Below are 19,409 nucleotides of genomic sequence, written 5' to 3'. Positions count from 1 at the left end.
TATCCACTTATTGTCCGCCCCAGCGTACAGCACCCATCCTGCAGCGGAATGGAAATTTCAACTAAACTATACCATCCCCTACTCTTACTCAACTATGGCAATCTAACCGCTACAGCAGCAGCCATCTCACGGGTTACCACAGCAGTAGGCTCGAATGCGCCGCCGGTACCGCTCATATATCCAAGTCCCGTCACCGTACGGACAGCGGACAATGCATAGTCGCTAATCTTATCTTCATCGCTGAACTTACCAGCTCCAGCCCCTGCTCCGGCTGATGTAGCATCCAGCTTAAAAGCTCTAACCATCATCACAGCCATATCCTGGCGCGTAACCAGCCCGTCCGGTTTGAACGTTTTGGCGCTTACGCCACTGATGATTCCTAGCTCCTTCGCCCGGTTCACTGTTCCATAATACCATGTACCGGCCTTAACATCACTGAAGGCCCCAGCAGAAGACGCCGCAGACGGCTCGTTCCCGGTTAACCGCAGCAGCAGCGCTGCAAATTCAGCACGGGTAATATTCTTTTTCGGTGCAAACAGCAGGCTGTTCTCACTCACACCGTTCATCAGCTTGCGGTCATACGCCGTGTATACCGACTCCAGCGCCCAAGGCGAGATCGACTTCACATCGCCAAAAGCCGGACGGTCCGCCGCCGCAGAAGCCACTGTTACCGGGACCGTATGACGCACGATGGCCGGGGTTTTATCCTTCAGATATCCCGTAACCGTCAGGGTATATTTATTTGCTGGCAGTCCTCCGGCCACAACAGCCACGCCCGCAGCATCTGTAACTGCTGTTTTGCCGCCGATGGTTACCTGTACGCCTGCTGCCGGTGAGGTTACCGGATCGGAGGTGAAGGTCGCCTCATTCCAGACCCATTGCTTCTGGGTTACCTGCACCTTCAGATCTTGTCCAGGCTGCGGCTGTGCGGGAGTCACGGTTACGGCATCAACCACCTGCGTGTTGTCCCCGCCATAATAGACCACAATGCGGTCATTCTCCTCCAGCGCGAAGTCGCCCATCCCTACACTTGGATAGATCCATGCTCCGCCGCGTGCGACCACGTACATCCAGCCATCATATCCGCCAAAAGTACCCGCAATCACGCCGCCGATCCCCGTCACATAATTGCCTGCTTCATTGACCAGAGCCAGGCGCTTGGCTGCTGCTGTCTTATCCAGTGCCGTAAGCACATTTCCGGCGTACACGCTGCCCTCAGCCAACGTTCCATTCGGACCTTCAACTGTAACCGAGACACTTACCTGAGGATTCTTCACTGGTGTGCCGCTAAAATCAAAGAGCTTACCGCCTGTTCCAAACAGCTTGTACGCTACCAAAGCCTCCAGTGCCTGCTCCGTTGAGAGCGGATTGGAGCTGCCGCCCGCAGTGTGGACGAATCCGCCATCTGCTGCGCTGAAGCTCAGCAGCTTGCTGACCAGATTAATATTACCCTTAGTATAATCTGCTCCTGCCGGATCAATGCCGAAGGCAGACAGACCGATGATGGCCTGAGCTACACTCTCGCTGCTGTCGCCATATCCTCCGTTCTTATCCTGTGCCTTAGCCAGCCAGGCTGCCGCCCGCTGACCGGCAGCATTCACTGCCGCTTCCTGCTTATGTCCAGCCAGTGCGTTCAGCACCATCGCTGTCATATCCGGATCACTCGCACCCGTGGTCAGAGTAAAGCCTCCGTCCGGGTTCTGCTTCGCCAGAATCTCTGCCAGCAGCTTAGACTGTGTCCATTTCGCATTTGCCGGGATTGTATAGCTACCGGAATCCAGAGCGAGCAGTGCATAGACCGGATTATTCAGCGTCTGGCCGGTAATTGCATCGTGATTGTAGAGCTTCTCAATCAGGTTATAGCCTGCCACATTCGCCGGGTCGCCGCCAAGTGCCTTAACGGCAAGCGTGATCCGGGCATAGTCCGTAGCTCTGGCAAAAACACCCTTAGCCTCAGCCACCTTGCCTTCAAGCGCCTTCAGATAGCTGGCAGGAACCTTGTAGCCTGCTTGCGCAAGGCCAATCGCCTGCCAGTCCGACTGGACTCCGTTCTTCAGCATGAACTCCGCAGTGGCATAGACCGCAGCAGTTACGCTCGCTGCCTCACTTGCGGGCAGAGCGGATACCGCGGGTGCGGAAGTCCCGCCTGCCTGTGCAGCAGCTGCTTGTCCTGCCGGGGCTACGGCTGCTCCCAGCAGTGCGAACAGCATAATGACAGCAAGTCCCAACCGTGTGAACCTGGATGATAGAGAATGGTTCTTCATAACTAACCTCTTTCCTGAAATAGAATGGATGAATCCTGCTTCCTCCGCAGATAGAGCGGCAACCTAAAGACCGCCCTGTGCAGGGCGGCCGGGGAAGAATACAATACAGGGCGGCTGAAGGAGCCGATTCCTCTCCCACACTACATACAATACAGCATATACAGCCCTCGCCAATATCAGCATCTGCTTCCACATTCTTACCCCCGAAGAATAGAAACAACAACGAAAAAGGCAGGTCTCCTGGCTCATACTTCACCGCTTCCCCCGCCTTCCCATCCCGTTAGCAGACAGTGGCTCCTCAGGAGTTGCTCCGTATTTACAGTGGCGGGACCGCGCCGGACTTACACCGGGCTTCCCTTTTAAGCAGATTCCTCTATTAGACATAGCCCTGCCAGCATCTGCTAGCGACAGCGCACGGCCTCTAAGGCAATCTGCACCTTTTCCCAAAGCTTATTAAATTTTAATATTCTCAAACCATCATATCGACTATTCCCCTGTATGTCTATAGACAAGCTATTTCTATTCCATCCACTCGAGTCCCGCCCATTCTGCACAAAAATCCTGAATAGCACATGCCCGCTCCCCCGGCACATCGTACTATTCAGGACTATGGAGTGACTCTTCTGCTGTTAATTAAGCCGTTGGCGTTACTAACGGAGACAGCGGCAGCAGGCGATTGTATTATGTACATTAGAATTCGTGTAAAAGCGGCCGATAACGCATTCTGCTGCATTTTATACAATCGATTGTGGCAAATAACCCTCCGCCGGGCCAAATTCCCAAAATCTAATGTACCGAATACAACAGAACACCATATTAGGCTCGATATGCCTCATTCTAGTGTACAAAGTGCACTAGAGCAGCTTCATTCGGACACTAGCACACTTAACTAATTACTTTACGCTCGTATCAGCCTGCCGGAGCGCAAATCATTGTACTACATAAAGTAGTATGCACCAGGCTCTGACCAGCCCACCATGCCGCGCTGTATGCGCCCACAGCAGATCAGCTACCGCTAATCGATCATCAGATTCTAACTAATCAGCATTCATTTAATCCCCTAGCTTGCTGGGGGGCTGCCGTACCCCGACTAACTAAGGTACTATTCTAGCTCCAAACGTTATGCTTAAATGCAATCTGTACAACTAAATCGTCTGATTTACTGCCAAATGTACTTTTAGCTGTATTTCGTACATCTAAAATGCTTCTGTATCCGCCTTTTAGCCCATTCGGGCAAATTTAGTTGTATAGAATACAGTTAGGAGAGGTGCGCCTTCCTTTTTACTGATTTTAGTTGTATAGAGTACACCTATCACTGTAAGCAATGCTACTCAGTACCATCACTTGGTATCGACTCAAAACCGTCAGTTAGTTGTATAAGTCGGCTGAGTGACTAAGGAGCGTTACTCGTTAGCGTTAGTTAATAGTGCTACTCAGTAACGTCAGTCGGTTGAGTGAGTCAGTAGCGTTGGTCGGTAGCGTTGGTCGATAGCATCCGTCGATAGCGTTAGTCGATTGCGTTGGTCGATAGCATCAGTCGGTAGCGTTAGTCGATTGCATTGGTCGATTGCATCAGTCGGTAGCATTAGTCGATTGCGTTGGTCGGTAGCATCAGTCGATAGCGTTAGTCGATTGCGTTGGTCGATAGCATCAGTCGGTAGCGTTAGTCGATTGCGTTGGTCGATTGCATCAGTAGGTAGCATTAGTCGATTGCGTTGGTCGATTGCATCAGTAGGTAGCGTTAGTCGATTGCGTTGGTTGATAGCATCAGTCGGTAGCGTCAGTCGATTGCGTTGGCCGGTAGCGGCAATCAATTGCGTCAGTCGATTGCATTATCCGATCGCGTTAGTTAAAAGCTTACGCAGCCTGCTTGTTGCCGCTGTGTTATTCCGCATCCTTGTCCGCTTCCGGGCTTGCGGAAGCGGACGGGTCCGCACTAGGCGCGGCTGTGGCTGTAGTCTCCGGGGCGCTGCCCGGATCTGCCGCCAGCTTCAGCGAGTATCTTCCAGCGGTGATCATATCACCTGCTGCCAGCTTCGCGCCTGCTGATAGCTCCACCGTCACCTCGTAGACGCGTGACGGAGGAGTCCCCGCCGCCGCCGGAGAGGCGGCAGCTCCACTATCCGCGCCGCTGTCTACTCCAGCTCCTGCCTCACCCTTCGCATCGCCGTCCGCTCCAGCTCCTGCCTCACCCTTCGCACCGCCGTCCACTCCGGCGCCTGCTTCACTCTTCGCACCGCCGTCCGCTCCGGCGCCTGCCTTACCACTCGCATCACCGTCTACTCCGGCTCCTGCCTCACCCTTCGCATCGCCGTCCGCTCCAGCGCCTGCTTCAACCTGGCAACTGCTAACCGTTGCCTTAACCTCGTAGTCCGTAACGCCGCTGGCGGACTCCACGCCGATCCGCTCCGGCTTGAAGGCGGAGCATTCCGCAGCATCAGTGAAGCTGAACAACAGCTTAACGCCGTTATTCTTACCCGCTTCTCCGCTTCCCTCATCACCGCTACTATTCCCGCCAGTCCCCGTGTCACCGCCGACAAGCCGGACAGAGACCGGGGCCGCTACAGCGGCTTGTCCGGTCACTGCCGGAAGCGGGCTGGGGCTGGCCACCGGCGCAGCTGTATCCTTGCCGCGTCCCCCTAGCTGGCTCAGCAGGATAACCGCCGCAATCAGAATGATCCCGAGGATGCTCCCTGAGATCAGGATTTGAAATCGGCTGCGGCTGACCCACCGCGCCAGCGGCGAAGCCAGCTGGGCGCGGGCTTCATTGTAGACAGTCTGCATGGCAGGCGTTGCTGTGTCGAGATGGTTTTTGCGGAATTCACGGTTCTTGAATGCCTCGCGGTCGCTCTTCAGGAAATATCTCAGCACAGCCCGCTTGTAATTCGGCCACAGCTTCTTGCCAGAGCTTGCGAACAGCCAGCTATGCTGCGACCAATCCAGGAACCGGTACACCGTCTCCTTGTCATTGCCCGCCTTGCGGACCACCAGATCCAGCAGCGCATCATAATCCAGCGGCCCGCCTTCACGTTCACTGCTGTGATAGAAGGCCAGCGGCAGCCGGTCGAACGGCTCCAGGCTCCGCGCTTCCTTCAGCCACCGCGCACCGAGCAGCTGTACATCGTCCAGCTCACGGGGCGTCAGTCCGGCAAAAATCTCCTCGTCCGGCGACTCCTCCCCGAACCAGCGGTAGGCTGCGCGTAGCGCATTCGCTTTGCGCTTCGCAATCGCGTCGAGCGGCGGCTGCCAGTCTGCCGTATCCCGGTAACGCAGGAACGAGATCTCCAGCAGCTGCTCCATTGTCAGCTCGTCCAGCGAGAGCCGGTTCAGCAGGAAGCGGTCAGCAACCGTGCCGAGCTCCTCCATAACGGACAAGGCCTCCGGGTATACGCCGCCTCTGCGGCGCTGCTTCTCTGCCTGCTGGACCGCTTCATGAACAGCCGTTACCGCCGCTACTGGATCGGATTCCCGCTGCAGCTTCTCCAGCAGATATTCCTTAAAGGTATCCCGTACCGCTGCCTGCTGAAGCACCTCCGGAAGACTCCGGCCGAAGTGGCCCACGAGGCGGAGGATATCCGCCGTTCCGGCAGCGGCAGCCAGCCGGGATTCCAGATACGGCTCGAACAGCGCCCTGCGGAAGAGAGATTGGGACAGCACTTTTTTGAAGAACGCCTCACTAAGCTCCGCATCGCTCTCAATAATCCCGTAAGCCGCCGCCAGCACATCCTCCCGGCCCCCGGACTGGCAGTTCAGCATCCCGTTGATGAAGTAATCGACGATCTTCACCCGGTAATTATGGCCCGGCAGAGCGTAATACGCCTTGAACTGTTCCAGGATCTCCGTTGACGGAATCCCCTTCTTACGGATCAGATCATATTCGCGGTCGAACCGCTCCAGGAACATATCATTCAGCCGCACCCGCGAATCCAGCTTCCCCTCCGGCTTCAGATAGGACAGCAGGCCGCCGAGTATAGCGTTCTTGTTGTCTGTATATAGGGCTTCATTACCTTGCTCGATTTCATAAAAGACCGCCAGCTCATTGTAGAGCGCCAGCGACAGCTTACGCTCCGCACTCTCCCCGAGCAGCAGGCTGTCGGCAAACTTAGCGAAATCACGGAGGCTTCCGCCCTTCTCCACCAGCGTCTTCCAGGCCAGATCGGCATAGATCTGCCGCGACTCGCCGAAGTCGGTATTCAGGAACCTTGCGCCGGCCAGATCGAAGATATAATCCTTCTCGATATTGCGGTCGCCCGGACGCAGAGAGCCCTTCTCGACGAAGGTCAGGTGAATGTATTTGCGGCTCTGCGGCTCCTTGGCATACGTGATCACTCCCAGCCTGCGGCGGAAGTCATACGGCAGCGCAGCGAAGAGAACCTCCGTCAGCCGGGCCGCACGCTGCGACAACTCACTGATCGGCACATCCAGCGCTACATAGATTTTCTTCTTCCCGGCTACGGACAGCATCACCGCCTGCAGCAGGGCCTTGAACAGCTCTTCTGTGAATCCTAGACCTGACAGCACCGTACGCGGATCAGACGGCTCGTCCAGCTCGCGGGTTGCCACAGGAATCGAATCCAGCTCAGGCAGGGTTCCGCCAGGCTCTCCCTCATAGCTCCGGGCAAACCCCGCATGCAGCCAGTCTCCGTACCCCTCGACAATCTCTTCGGAGCGGATAGGCGGCACCACGAAATTATGGGCAAAAAAAGCGCTCCGCTGACCCGTGAAATCCGCCGCCAGATAACGGCTCTCTCCGATCACAGTCTCGTTGCTCTCCGTATGGAACAGATGCAGCGCAGCCGGATACAGCTCCTCATCCTTCTCGCCGCGTGCCGTAAGCTCAGCCGGGGCATCGTAGAGGCAGAAGGGATGCAGAATTTTTTTGACAAAATTATTATCGAGACTCTCCGATTTCGCTACCGTATCGAAGCCCTCTGTAGACCGGTATACGCCCCGGCGCTCGCGGGTATACATCTGCTGGGTGATCATGGACCCTGAGAATCTGTTCACGGCCCGTCGCTCCCCTCAATATAATTCAGCTTGTGCAGCAGCCAGATGAACGGCTCATCGACCCGGATCGGACTGACCACGCCTTCCACCTTCTGATTGACCGGATTGCTGCCCAGCGCAGACACGGCGAAATATCCCGTATTGGCAAAATACACATCCATCGTATCCTTGAACGGACGGTCCACCTTCTCAATAAAGCGCCGGATTTCACCGTCGATGTTGTGGAACTCGTTCAGGTTCAGCGTTTTGCGGTGTACATAGTTGTTGAACACATTGCTGTTCGACTTGATATAGTCGCCATCCTCATCCTTGAGGGAGTGGAGCATATCGCTTTTGGCCAGGACGACTGCGGTCGGAATCTCGGTCTTGCTCTTCTCCTGATAAGCGATGAAATCACCGAACATAGTCAGCACCACATCACGCGGCTCATCATACTGCGATACCCACTCCCCCGGACGGTCACCGAAGTTAATGCGGATCTTCTCCCGGACCGAACGGATCTGGAGCGGATCGACCATGAACAGAATCCCTGCGGAGTTCTTGATATGCTGGCCGTGCAGGCCCAGATAATCCTGATCGACCATGCCTTCACCGGCCACATCGAAGAACACCAGCGTCAGCGGGGGCTTGGACTCATCCTTGAACACGAACTGGAAAATAAACGGCTCCTGCATCTTCTCCTTCTGGGTAGACGCCAGCAGATCCCCCCGCTCGAACAGCGGCTCCTCATACAGGGTGCGGAATTTGCGGCTGATCTCGGCATTCAGCGGCATACAGGCTGCGTCGAAATGCCCTGCCGTTGTATGCTGGAGCGTATGGATCAGCGAGGTCATATAGACAGACTTCCCGACCTGGGAAGCTCCGATAATCGAGATAATATTGCTAGGCACCTTGCCGGCTGTTACAGGCAGCTCGTTATGACAGGACGGACAGAGCCGTCTGCGGGTCATCACCCCATAGCGGTCGGTGAGCCCGGTCAGCACGTTGTCGGTATAATGATGGTACTCCTCCGGGATATCCGCCGGATGCAGAACCGCTTCCATATCATCTACCGTATCGAGGCCGAAGCGCTCCCGGTATTTATTCAGCAGATCATCCTCACCGAGCGCATAATTCTCATCATCCTCACGGCTGTGCATGGCCCGGAACACCACTTCCTCCGGCTCAAAGCGAGTGAAGCAGAAAGGGCAGACAATATCGTAATACAGCGGCCTCGCTGCGGGCTGATTCTTCTTCATGAAACGGCTAAAAAAAGACATCTCTCATCCTCCTCAGGGTGTTGTCAGCACCCGGTATGCTGCTCCCGCTCACTCGGGAACCAGCTCATAATACGCCCCGTATTTAGGCCCATCGGTGAAAAAAATACGGATAAAGTCGTCCTTGCCGACCTCAATCGGCGGGAGCTGGTTGCGCCCGGGAGCGAAGTCCTGGACGAACGGGAACCTTGCACCGTCCTCCTTGGAGGATGGATGCGCATCCCGCTTTTTGACGTAGCAGAGCACTTCCTTCGGCACCGGCACCTCGGCAGTAATCGTCATCTGCACGGTTTTCAGCTTGCTGAATAACCCTTTTTTGTGCTGGACCGCGTAGTAGATCCTCGCTTTACCCGCGCTGACGAGCGCCTGGTTACCGCCATCCTGCTGGCGGACCAGCAGCGTCTCTCCATTCTCGCTAAGCCGCACATAAATGGTGTAAGCCACCATCCCGATCTCGTCCAGCCGGTCCCGGTACCCGTTATTCGCTTTGTATTCTTCACGCGTGTAGAGCTTCATACCCGGAGGCGGATGCTCATGACTGTCCGGTGCCTCCGCAGAGGCCTTATGAATATATACCGCCTGTACACCGTCCGGCCAGCGCCAGCGCAGCGTACAGAACCGGTCCTCCACTCTGGATACAACTTCGGTAATCACCGGTGCTCCAGCGTCTGCCTCGGCGTACTTCATGGCAACCTGCCCCTTTCCCTGCATCTGGCTTAGAACCCTTTACTGCCGCGGTTACGGCGGGGTGAATGAATACTGTCAGCAGGCGCATTACCAGCTCCGGCAGCTCTTCCCCGGCGCGACAGGCGCCCTTCCCCTACAGGCACGATATATGTGAACAAGGTGAGAATAGCCGCCAGAACGAGCAGCGCCAGCAGCCGGGTCATAGGGTCCCAGAGCGTGTCGCCGTTCAGGCCCGATTCCAGAATCAGCCCCGCCACAAGTCCCGATACCGCGCCCCCGATACTGAAGCTCCGGGCCAGATGGCGGTTATCGAACACAATGCCAAGGCCCAGACCCAGCGCCGTGCCGAGCAGCATCAAGGCCAGCACACGCACCACAGCATAATAAGGGCTGTCCGCGGTCTGGTCGCTGCGCTCGGTCAGCAGTGTCCGGTCGCCCAGACGGTCATAAATCTGCTGAAATACATCGCCAAGCCGGTTCGCATCGGCCACATCATAATACTGTCCGCCGGTGCCGCTGGCGATATTCTGCAGCAGATTTGCGCCGGACGGATCATCCAGGGCCAGCCCGATCGTATTTACTTTAATTCCCCGCGCCACATAGTCTGTCAGCTCCGTAGAGGTATTGAACTGGCTGACGCCGTCGGATAAAAGAATAACCATCGCCCCGCGGTCCGCGCCGTCTTCATGAATCACCTTCATTGCTTCGGCCAGCGCGCCGCTGATGTTCGTTCCGCCTTCGGTCGTCTTCAGACTGCTGATGACCTCCATGACCTTCTCGCGGTTCGCCGCTTTGGAGAGCGGGAGCAGCGGCTGGACCACGGAAGCTTCGTTGCTGAAGGTGACAACGGCGACTTTGTTGTCTTTTTTGAGCTGCTGCACCAGATTCTTGGCCGCCGCGTAGCGCCGGTCTGACGGGTCGCTCTGCGACATGCTGCCGGAATCGTCAATCACCATGACGACATTCTTAACCGGCTTGCTGCCGCCGAAGTTCAGCTCGTACACGAACTCGGTCAGCGTGCCCACGCCAAGCAGCAGCACGACCATGAGCGGGAACATTTTCCACGAGGTCCCCAGGTAACGCAGCTTCCAGGACTGTCCGTTCAGCTTGGGCGAGAGCGTCTCTGCCACCAGAGCGCCTATTCCAACACATAAGGCCAAGATGGCAAAATAGATGCCGACCAGCACCATCTGAGGTAAATCATACGGCCTGCGGTCCAGCAGCAGCTCACCGAGCACAAACGCTACACCCGCGCCGAGCAGACTGAACAGCAGCAGGAGCAGATTGATTTTTCGCTGCATTGCATTTCATCCTTTCCGGGAAAAGCTTGATCAACACACGCTTCCCCATTCCATTCTATTGCGCATCCGGCAGCAGAATGAATGAGAATTGTCCTACAAAGCCTGTTAGTGCAGGCCCGTACCCAGGTCCGAGACCCGGAGCCTGGGCATTATTATGGTGAACCCTTGGAATTAGGCCGTCCCCCTGTAATCAGGGGCACTAGTGCTCCTCATTTGGTGGTTCGGCGCACTTTCGGTGAATTCAGGGGCACTAGTGCTCCTCATTTGCTGGTTTGGCGCACTTTCGCTGAAATCAGGGGCACTAATGCTCCTCATTTGGTGGTTTGGCGCACTTTCGCTGAAATCAGGGGCATTAGTGCTCCTCATTTGGTGGTTTAGCACACTTTCGGTGAATTCAGGGGCACTAGTGCTCCTCATTTGGTGGTTTTGCACACTTTCGCTGAAATCAGGGGCATTAATGCTCCTCATTTGCTCATCTGGCGCGCGTACGGCGAAATCGAGATCACTATTACCGACACTCGTCAGCATTAAAGGGATTTATCCCTCTCTTTCCGCCATCTGGCCTACTTTCACCAGCATTAAAGGGATTTATCCCTCTATTTCCGCCATTCGGCCCACTTTCCACCAGCATTAAAGGGATTTATCCCTCTCTTTCCACCATCCGGCCCACTTTCAGCAGCATTAAAGGGATTTATCCCTCTCATCCCGCCATCCAGCACACGGTCAGCCGCCGAACTCGCGTGGACTATAGATCCTGCGGTTGTGTTAGCCTGACCTAATATGATTGTGATAGTCTGACTTAATATAATAGTTTGTCATAGCACTCATCTAATCTAGTCTCCGCTCATCAGCACTCCACTAATCTAATCTAATCTAGTCTCCGCTCACAGCACTCCGCTCATCTCATCCCGGCTCTGCTCATCAGCACTCATCCCATCTATTCGCTACTCATCTCATCTCCGGCAGCTGCTCTTCTTCCAGACCGTGGAGCTGGTATCCGTTGCCGGCATAAGTCTCGTAATAGACCTTGCCGTTGCGGTAGTAGAGCAGATCCTCCAGGTGGAAGCCGCCCATCAGGTTCAGCTTCTCCACGCCGCTGCGGCGCTGCTCATGTACGAAGCCGAGCCGGTAGATGCGGGTGGTCTCGTCTGCACTGAAGGCATAACGCAAGAATTCAGAGGAGCTGTCGCCGAAGAAGTACTTCTCCTCGTGGCGGTGCTCCTGCGTGTACTCGAACAGGCGGACATTCATCGCCGCCTCCTCCTCCAGACTGCGGTAGAGCTGCTTGAACAGCTCCTCCTTGGAGACGATATCCCGGTTCTCGTAAGCTGCTGCAACATTGGCGCGCCGCAGCAGCTCCTCCTCGAACGGGAGCGTGAACGGCCCCGCCGTAAGCAGCTCCCGGCGGCACAGCCCGATCAGCCGCTCAGCCACCGCCTGGCCGCCTCCGTTCACCAGCAGCCCGGAGAGACTGCCCATGAACCGCTCGCTGAAGAAGATCCCCGCCCCGCGCCGGTTCTCGATGTCCTTCATAACCTCATCCGTCACCGTGCGGTAGTACTCCATAATATTCTGATCTACCGTCTCCTTGCTGCGGCCGATGCTGGCCAGAGCGACACTCTGCAGCTCCTCCTCCAGTGCTTCCATCTTCGCAACCTTGGTCTTGCTGTCTGCATGCAGCTGCTCCAGTGCAGCGTCATAGCGGAGACAGAGGGCCAGCTCGCTCTCCAGCAGCAGAAGCTCATACTTCTTGCCGTAGACGGACTCGAACAGGTAATGAATGAAATTGCGCACCGTCCGTTTGTCCAGCAGCGGCACCCGCTGGAACGGCTGGCGCTCCACGCTCTCCGCATAGAGCCGCTCCAGCTCCTCCTGACCGGAGAGCAGAGCGGAACGTAGTCCGCCCATATGCTGGCGCAAGGCCTGCAGGACGCTGCCTCCCTCACCTGTCTTCTCACTGGTCCATTCCGCCAGCTGGTAGAAGGTGACCGGGGAGGCTCCCGCCTCCTCGGCAGCCAGCACTCCGGCCCACTCCCGGGCCGGATCAATCCCGGCAGCCCTACGAGCAGACACCTCCGCAAAATTACTGCGGAAGTAAGCCTGCGCCCCTTCCCCGAACAGCAGCTCCTCAGCCTCGCGCAGCGAGAGCATCCGCAGCTGTGAATAGGACGGGTGTCCGTGGCTCATCAGCCCGGTCATCTCGGCGAGAGCGGACTGCTCCGGCAGCAATTCCGCCGCGCGGTCCCGCAGGGTATCCGCTCCAAGGCCAAGCATCGCCTGCCGCTCCTTAAGACTCCGGGTATGGCCTGCACGCAGCCGCCCGGACAGATAATGCAGTGCATGGTACAGCACCGCCAGTGCAATCTGGCGGTTCGGCCGCCGCACCGCCGAGAAGCCGGCAGACGCATAGCCTTGTCTGCCTGTGCTGCCGCGGATGCCGCTTTTGAACGTCATATTATTGTAGCCGCCGTGCCCGGAGGCCTGATCGGCCGCAGGCCGGACCCGGTTCTTCAGCAGGCTGATGTGGGCGATAATCTCGTAATTGTCGTCCATGCCATGGACCGACATCAGTCCGCGCTCATTCTTGTCGGAGAGCAGATAGACCAGATCGAACAGCGGAGAAGGACCATGCGTCACGGGAATGGACAGCCCTTCCTCCGTCACCAGCAGCGGAGCGCTTAAGGCATAATCCGCCGCCTGCATCCCGTCCAGCTCACGCAGACAAGCCAGCCCGACCGAGCTGGAATAGCCGAAGTTATCCCCCTGCTCACGTTCGTTAATCAGCGCGTACAGATCAATCTGTACCGATTTGAACGACTGGCTGAGAATTGCGCGGGCCAGCAGCACGATCTCCGGCAACAGCACATTCTGCGGGTCATCGACCCGTGTAATGACAGACAGATGGATGACGTCAAAAGAAGAATACAGCCGCCCGTAATCCGCTATGCTGTTGCTTAACTGACGCAGCGTCCGGTTCATTCCGGCTAAATACTGGCTATCCTCATGAAATTCACGGTACAGCTCACGCCGGACCGTACGCGGATCACGCCCTGCCGTATCCGGCAGGGTCATGTGCATCACGCGTTCATGGACACTGCTGTTACCGCTGCCGATCCGCCCCTTGACCCCCTCCTTCTCCTGCGTACTGCCGCTGCCGTTATGCGAACCGGCATGCAGTGCCATTACGCCGCCTGCGTTGTCCCATTTACGCTGGCAGCGTTCCAGCACCGGACCGATGGCCGGGGTCACCTTATCGCCCAGGAACAGGAACAGCGCAGGGTAATGGATACTGCTGCGCCCATCCCCCTTATGATGCTGTGCTTCCTCCTGGGCAGCGTATTGCTCAGCATATTGTAAGGCTTGATCTCTGATCATAGGCCTACTTCAGCTTTCTGCGGATGCTGCCAAGCTTGCCGGTCAGGCTCTTGTAGAAGCCGTACATTTCATCTCCGTTGGCATGCTCTACCCGCTCATATTCCAGAGCATCACGTGCCTCCAGGAACGAGACATACATCCCTTCCAGCTTATACAGCAGCGGAGTTACATCTTCGGCTGCCGTCATTTCTCCGGCCCGGCGCGCTGCCTTGCGGAGCAGGAGACTGCGGCTTTTCTCATCCAGCTCACGGAAATGGCGGTAGACGGCATACTCCACATAGCTGCGTTCCTTCATCAGATTCGCGAACGGCTCCCAGGCATCCTCGTCCTCGTCACGGTCATAGACATAGAGCGCGCCTTTTTTGGTAATGGTATCGGTGTACAACGCCTCAATGAACTGGTCCAGCCATTTGTCTTCATCCAGATGCTGATGCACCAGCGCTTCCAGTTCCGCAGATTTGGCCGCCAGCGCATCGTATTTCGCCAGCTCCTCACGGACACGGGCGATGAGCTGCGGGGAACGGATCAGGTTCTCCTGGGCCAGCTCCAGATTAATACTGCCGAAGATATCCTTCACGGCTTCACGTTCAATACCTGCTGTGCGGAGTGCTTTGAGCTCCTCAGCGGCCTTGCGCACTTCACCCAGATTCGGACGCGGCGCATCCAGCTGCAGATCATAAGCACCCAGCAGCTTGCCCAGATCCAGCGGCTTCGTGAAGATCACGGAGAAGCGGCTGCTGGTGTTCTCGTCCACACCCTTCTCTATGATCACACCGGACTCCAGTGCCCGGCCGAAATCTGCCCGCACTCTGGCATTGTACTCACGAACCCGCGGATTCGCATACGTATCGCCCCAGGACTTCTCCGGGATCGGCGAAGGCAGATAGGTCCAGTTGTCCTTATCGGTCATCACCAGATGGCGGCCGATGCCTTCCTTGTCGAGAATGGTCCGCTCGTAGTTCTCCTCATACACCCGCAGCGGCGTATATACGAACAGCGGCACCCCGTTGCGTGTATTCAGCCAGAAAATACGGTTCTTGACCTCGCTCTCCTTGATCGTGAACTGCGATTTGCCGAGTGCATTGTTCTGATAATTACGGATACCCTTCAGAATCCCCGGTGCCTTCACCGGTACGGAGACGAAGCCCCACGACGGGAAGTGCAGGCTGCCAGAGCTGTTGCTGAGGTGGAAAATCGGCACCGCATCCTCATCCAGACGTCCGGCAATAATCCGCTCCACGAACTTATCCAGCGGCTCCTCGCGCCCGTATTTCATCACCAGGAAATCCTCCATCGAACGGGTAATGAGGTCCCCGAACTTGTCGCTGAGGAACTCGGATATGGAGCGGACAATATCAATCTCCTGCTCCCTTACCCAGCGCCCGGAATGCTTCAGCATCTCACGTGTGAAGTCACGGATCAGATCATCGCCGTCCTTCTGGTCCATGATTTTGGAGATGGTCGCCGAGATATCCGGCACGTTGACGATATTCCAATAGTAGGTTTTGTTGCCCTTGTGGTCGGCCTGCTCTTCGCCGTTAATCAGAATGTCGCCGTTCTTCTCGAAGATCGAGCTGAGCGCGGTCAGAATCTCGGTGAACACACCGTAGATCCGGCTGTTCTCTTCATTCAACAGCTCATACAGATCCTCATAGAACTGGATCATCTGTTCGGTGCGCTCCACATCGGCATGCAGCCAGTATTCATTGATTTTGGCTTCAATATAGGCGTTCTTCTTCTTCTCCTTGGACACAAAAGCGCTCCGCGCATCGCCCAGCTTATCCTCTGCACTCTCCTGTGCGGTCTCAATATCACGCGGCAGGCGCAAGAGACTCTCGCGCAGCGCTTCAATATAAGACTGGATCAGCTTCAGGATGCAGAAGCCCTTCTCGGTGTACAGCAGCCGCGACACATAGAACGGCCCCTGCTCAGGATGCAGGAAGATGCGCTCCAGCTCTTCGCCGAACCGTCCGGCAATCTCACCCGGAAGCTGCTTCTTGGATTTGATATATTCCTCACGCGCACGGGCCAGGAAGTTCTGCTCCAGCTCCGTATCCATGCTGACGACCTGATTCTTGACGACATTGGCATGGCTGAGGCGCTCGCTGTTCTGATAACCCGGCAGCGGCTCCGGCACACGGGACTCGAACGTCTTGATCATCGTATCAAGATCGATGCCGAGCTTGCGTGCCATCTTCTCCACATCCTCCTGATTCGGGGCGTGATGGAACATCTTGTCCATTTTGTCGAAGAGACGGTAAGCCAGGTAAGTTGTCATTTCCTCAATCGGCAGCACGGCCGAGGATGCCCCGATAATGTTGTATTCATAGTTGGCAGGATAGGTCTTGTTCATCTGGGCAATGTTCGTGCGGATGTTGCTGATATAGTCATGGATGGCAAACTCCTCGCCGGAGGCCTTCTCTTCACTGGCCATGAAGTTGGTGATGTTCTCAGCCGTCACGTTCATGCAGTAATCGTAGGCGTTCTCCAGCAGCTTGCCTTCCGTATTCGTTGCGGAGATGAGATGACAGAGATTGAACGGCGGCAGCGGCGAGTTGACGCTAAGAATATTGCCGTACTTCTGGCGGAAGCGTTCGCCCCGGCTGTCCACGTTCATCCAGTAGTCCAGCTCTTTGAGCGCGGCATACCCGTTCTTGCGGATATATTCGCGGGTATGCTCGCTGAGGCTCTTGTTGGACAGATTGACATCCGGTGTGAACAGATAGCCCAGCGTATTGACACGGTCTATCCCGGCTGCGCCGTAGTCACGTTCAATAATGCCGCGCACGATGTAGGCAATATCCAGGAACGCCCCGCTGCCGGTTCCGCCGGACAGACCGGTAAGCAGGAAGACCATGAGCTTCTTGCTGGTGCCGACAGACAGCGTCTTGATCTTCTTGTCGATGGCGGCAACCACCTGGTTGATCTTCGTGAACAGCAGCAAGCGTCCGGCCTGACGCACCCCGGCGGCTCCGTTCATCCCGTCTGTGATGCTCAGCTCCGGCGACAGCCAGTCTGTAATGTAAGAATCCAGGATGCTGCGGTTCTGCAGCAGTCCGCCGATCTCGGCATTGGCCAGCAGCACGAATTCATTCTGCGGGTCGAGGCCGATGCCCTTGTATTTTTTGCCGCGGTCCTGTTCATTGGTCTCGAACGCCAGGAACTCCACGTTGTCGGGCTTATCCCGTTTCTTCTTGGACAACGGATCTTCAGGCAGCTTGAAGCGGCGGTTAATCTGGTATTTGAGCCGCAGCAGGGCATCGATGCCCGTGCCGCCAAGCCCGATAATGAGGATCGGGTTGTCGATGGTATCCACTCTGATCTTGTCGCTGACGATTCCTCCGCCAAGCGATACATCCAGCTGTTGAATATGTTCTCTTACTACCGGTTTCATAGGTTCTCCCCCAAAAGTTGTGATAGCCTACACATCCCGAATCACTTCGCATGATCGCTTCGGGAGCATACACTTAGCCTGCTTATCAGATCAAATATTCCAATAGAATCGTCTTGTCTACCGTCTGCAGAGAGACCGTTACCCGGTCACCGCTCTTCATCTCCAGGCCCCGCGAGGTATCAACAGCACGCCCCGAGCGCTCCACCGAGATCCCTTCGCCCCCGCGCAGCAGGAGCCGGTCATGGGTTCCCGGGGTGAAGATCAGCTTCTCGCTCTCCTTAAGCTCAGGAGCAAGCTGCAGGAGCTGGTGCAGAGTGAACTTGCCGCGGAAGGCAGCGAGCTTCTTGTACTGCGGATAGGTTTTCTCTCCGGTGTTGCCGTCCACCACTTCCACCACCAGTTGCCCGACGAACCCCCGGTTAGCCTTGCTGCGCAGCAGCCAGAATGCGGCGGCAGCAGCCAGTAGCAGCACAATGCCGCCGATGATATAGTACAGCGTGTTCGAGGTCTTCTCCTCAGCAGGCTCTTCGCCCGCAGGAGTGCCTGCTGACGGCGGGGTGGTCGCCACTGTTCCCGTCTTGGCATTGATGGTCAGCACATCGCTCTCCCGATAGAAGCTGCTCTCTTCGGCCCGGACCTTCAGCTCGTATTCATGATTATCCTTGATTTCAAAAGCACCCTTGAACTCGGCGCCCGAGTTATCCAGCGGAATCTCCTGTACCTGGCCGGTGTCCTTATCTGTAACCAGCAGCACGGCCTTCATATCCTGGTACAGGCTGCTCTCCGTTACCTCTGTTCCATTGCTGAACAGATGCGAGGAGATATCCACCGTATCGCCTTTGCCGTAAGACTTGGAGGGCAGAGCATCCAGCTTCAGCTCCAGATCGTAGTTGAATACCAGGTTAATATCGATCTTGTCCTTCGGCACTCCCTTGACCTGGAGCTTCCAGTCTCCCTCCTCCGGCGACAGCAGCTTGATCAGCGTATAGCTGGACGACTTGGATAACAGCACTTTATCGGAGGGAATCGCTACTTCCTTCCCCGCAGGATTACTGAGCTTCGCCGTCACCGGCTTCGAGGACATGATCGAGATATTCGCTTCAAGCACGCTGCCATTAGGCACATTGACCGTAACTTCCTGATAATCGCCGTTTGCCGTAATGGACGGCACCGGCACCACCTTCAGCTTCAAATGGCTGGCAAAAATCTCGCTGAGAATCTGCGGCAGATCATCGGCGGAATTCGTGGTGAACGCCTTGCCGCCTGTCTCGCTGGACAGTCCGGCCAGAATATTCTTGTTCAGCTTGCCGTCCGCATTCAGCCCTATGGTATATACGGGATACCCCTTCTGCTTGGCAGCCTCTACTGCCGCCTTCAGCTCCTTGTCGGAATCGGATTGCTTGCGGCCGCTGGCTTCATTCAGGTCATTGTTGCCGTCCGCCAGCATGACGATCATCGGCTCATGGCCGGGATCGCTGCCGTTCTCCAGCACCTTCACCGCCTCTTCCATCCCGACCGCCAGGTCCGTGTAGGGTCCGCGGCTAAGCCCGTCGATGAAATTCTTCAGATCCTCCTTGTCGCCGGCGGATTTGATGCCGAGCAGCGCCTTCTCGCGCTGCACCTTATCGGTGTAGGCCACAATGCCTACCTTATCGCCTTGGGTGGACAGCATATCTATGAACATCTTCATCGCTTCATTGGCTATCTTGTTCTTGTCGCTCTTGTTCATCGAATTGCTGACATCGATCAGCAGCACAGCGTCAATATGTGAGGGTGCGGCCGAAGCCGCGCTGGCTCTCGAAGCAGCATATGGGGATACAGTGATACATAGAATCATGAGCAATACAGGCAATATGCGCTGCAGTCTATTCTTGGCCTTGCTGAAATTACGTTCGTTACGAAGCATAAATAGGGCTCCTCTTGTGTGAAATTAGGCGGATATGGCAGATCCGTAACGCATAGCTAAATTCTGTCAATAGCATGCCATTATGATATAATTAAACCTTGTAAACATCAACATAGTGACCGCTGGACCGGCACTTCCGCTAGTGGCAATCGCCATCCTGAGCCGGATAGACTATTCTAAGTATACGCTGCAATCCTGAATATTTGATTAAAAGACCGT

Annotated in this window: 8 protein-coding genes and 1 riboswitch; all 8 genes read right to left on the bottom strand. The window is 56.1% G+C overall.

The window, feature by feature from the left end; translation table 11 throughout:
* Positions 1-92 precede the first annotated feature (92 nt).
* The 8 genes from J2Z70_RS23395 to J2Z70_RS23360 all read right to left on the bottom strand — a co-directional run bounded on the left by J2Z70_RS23395 (position 93) and on the right by J2Z70_RS23360 (position 19,190).
* Positions 93-2,264, bottom strand: coding sequence for an S-layer homology domain-containing protein (locus J2Z70_RS23395; RefSeq protein WP_209877177.1), 2,172 nt, complete (start codon positions 2,262-2,264; stop codon positions 93-95).
* A 213-nt stretch (positions 2,265-2,477) separates the two neighbouring features.
* Positions 2,478-2,670, bottom strand: a riboswitch (cobalamin riboswitch).
* A gap of 1,478 nt (positions 2,671-4,148) precedes the next feature.
* Positions 4,149-7,271, bottom strand: a complete 3,123-nt coding sequence (locus tag J2Z70_RS23390; RefSeq protein WP_209877176.1) for a GAP1-N2 domain-containing protein — start codon at positions 7,269-7,271, stop codon at positions 4,149-4,151.
* A complete protein-coding gene (locus J2Z70_RS23385) occupies positions 7,268-8,530 on the bottom strand; it encodes a hypothetical protein (RefSeq protein WP_209877174.1) in 1,263 nt (420 codons plus the stop codon). The genes J2Z70_RS23390 and J2Z70_RS23385 overlap by 4 nt, the downstream gene beginning before the upstream one ends.
* Before the next feature lie 48 nt (positions 8,531-8,578).
* Entirely contained in the window at positions 8,579-9,214 is a 636-nt protein-coding gene (locus tag J2Z70_RS23380; protein WP_209877173.1) for a beta-mannanase, read from the bottom strand.
* Positions 9,215-9,243: 29 nt separating this feature from the next.
* Positions 9,244-10,515, bottom strand: a complete 1,272-nt coding sequence (locus tag J2Z70_RS23375) for a vWA domain-containing protein (RefSeq protein WP_209877171.1) — start codon at positions 10,513-10,515, stop codon at positions 9,244-9,246.
* Between the two features lie 948 nt (positions 10,516-11,463).
* Positions 11,464-13,890: an FtsZ/tubulin family protein gene (locus tag J2Z70_RS23370; protein ID WP_209877169.1), complete on the bottom strand. Its 2,427-nt coding sequence runs from the start codon at positions 13,888-13,890 to the stop codon at positions 11,464-11,466.
* 4 nt (positions 13,891-13,894) lie between these two features.
* Positions 13,895-17,284, bottom strand: a complete 3,390-nt coding sequence (locus tag J2Z70_RS23365; protein ID WP_209877167.1) for a tubulin-like doman-containing protein — start codon at positions 17,282-17,284, stop codon at positions 13,895-13,897.
* A gap of 85 nt (positions 17,285-17,369) precedes the next feature.
* Complete coding sequence (locus J2Z70_RS23360; RefSeq protein WP_209877165.1) at positions 17,370-19,190, bottom strand: vWA domain-containing protein; 1,821 nt, start codon at positions 19,188-19,190, stop codon at positions 17,370-17,372.
* Positions 19,191-19,409 lie beyond the last annotated feature (219 nt).

The organism is Paenibacillus silagei, from assembly GCF_017874735.1.
Classification (GTDB): Bacteria; Bacillota; Bacilli; order Paenibacillales; family Paenibacillaceae; genus Paenibacillus_AQ; species Paenibacillus_AQ silagei.
The sequence above is the reverse complement of the archived record's forward strand: the minus strand, read 5'-3'. Positions and strand labels throughout refer to the sequence as shown.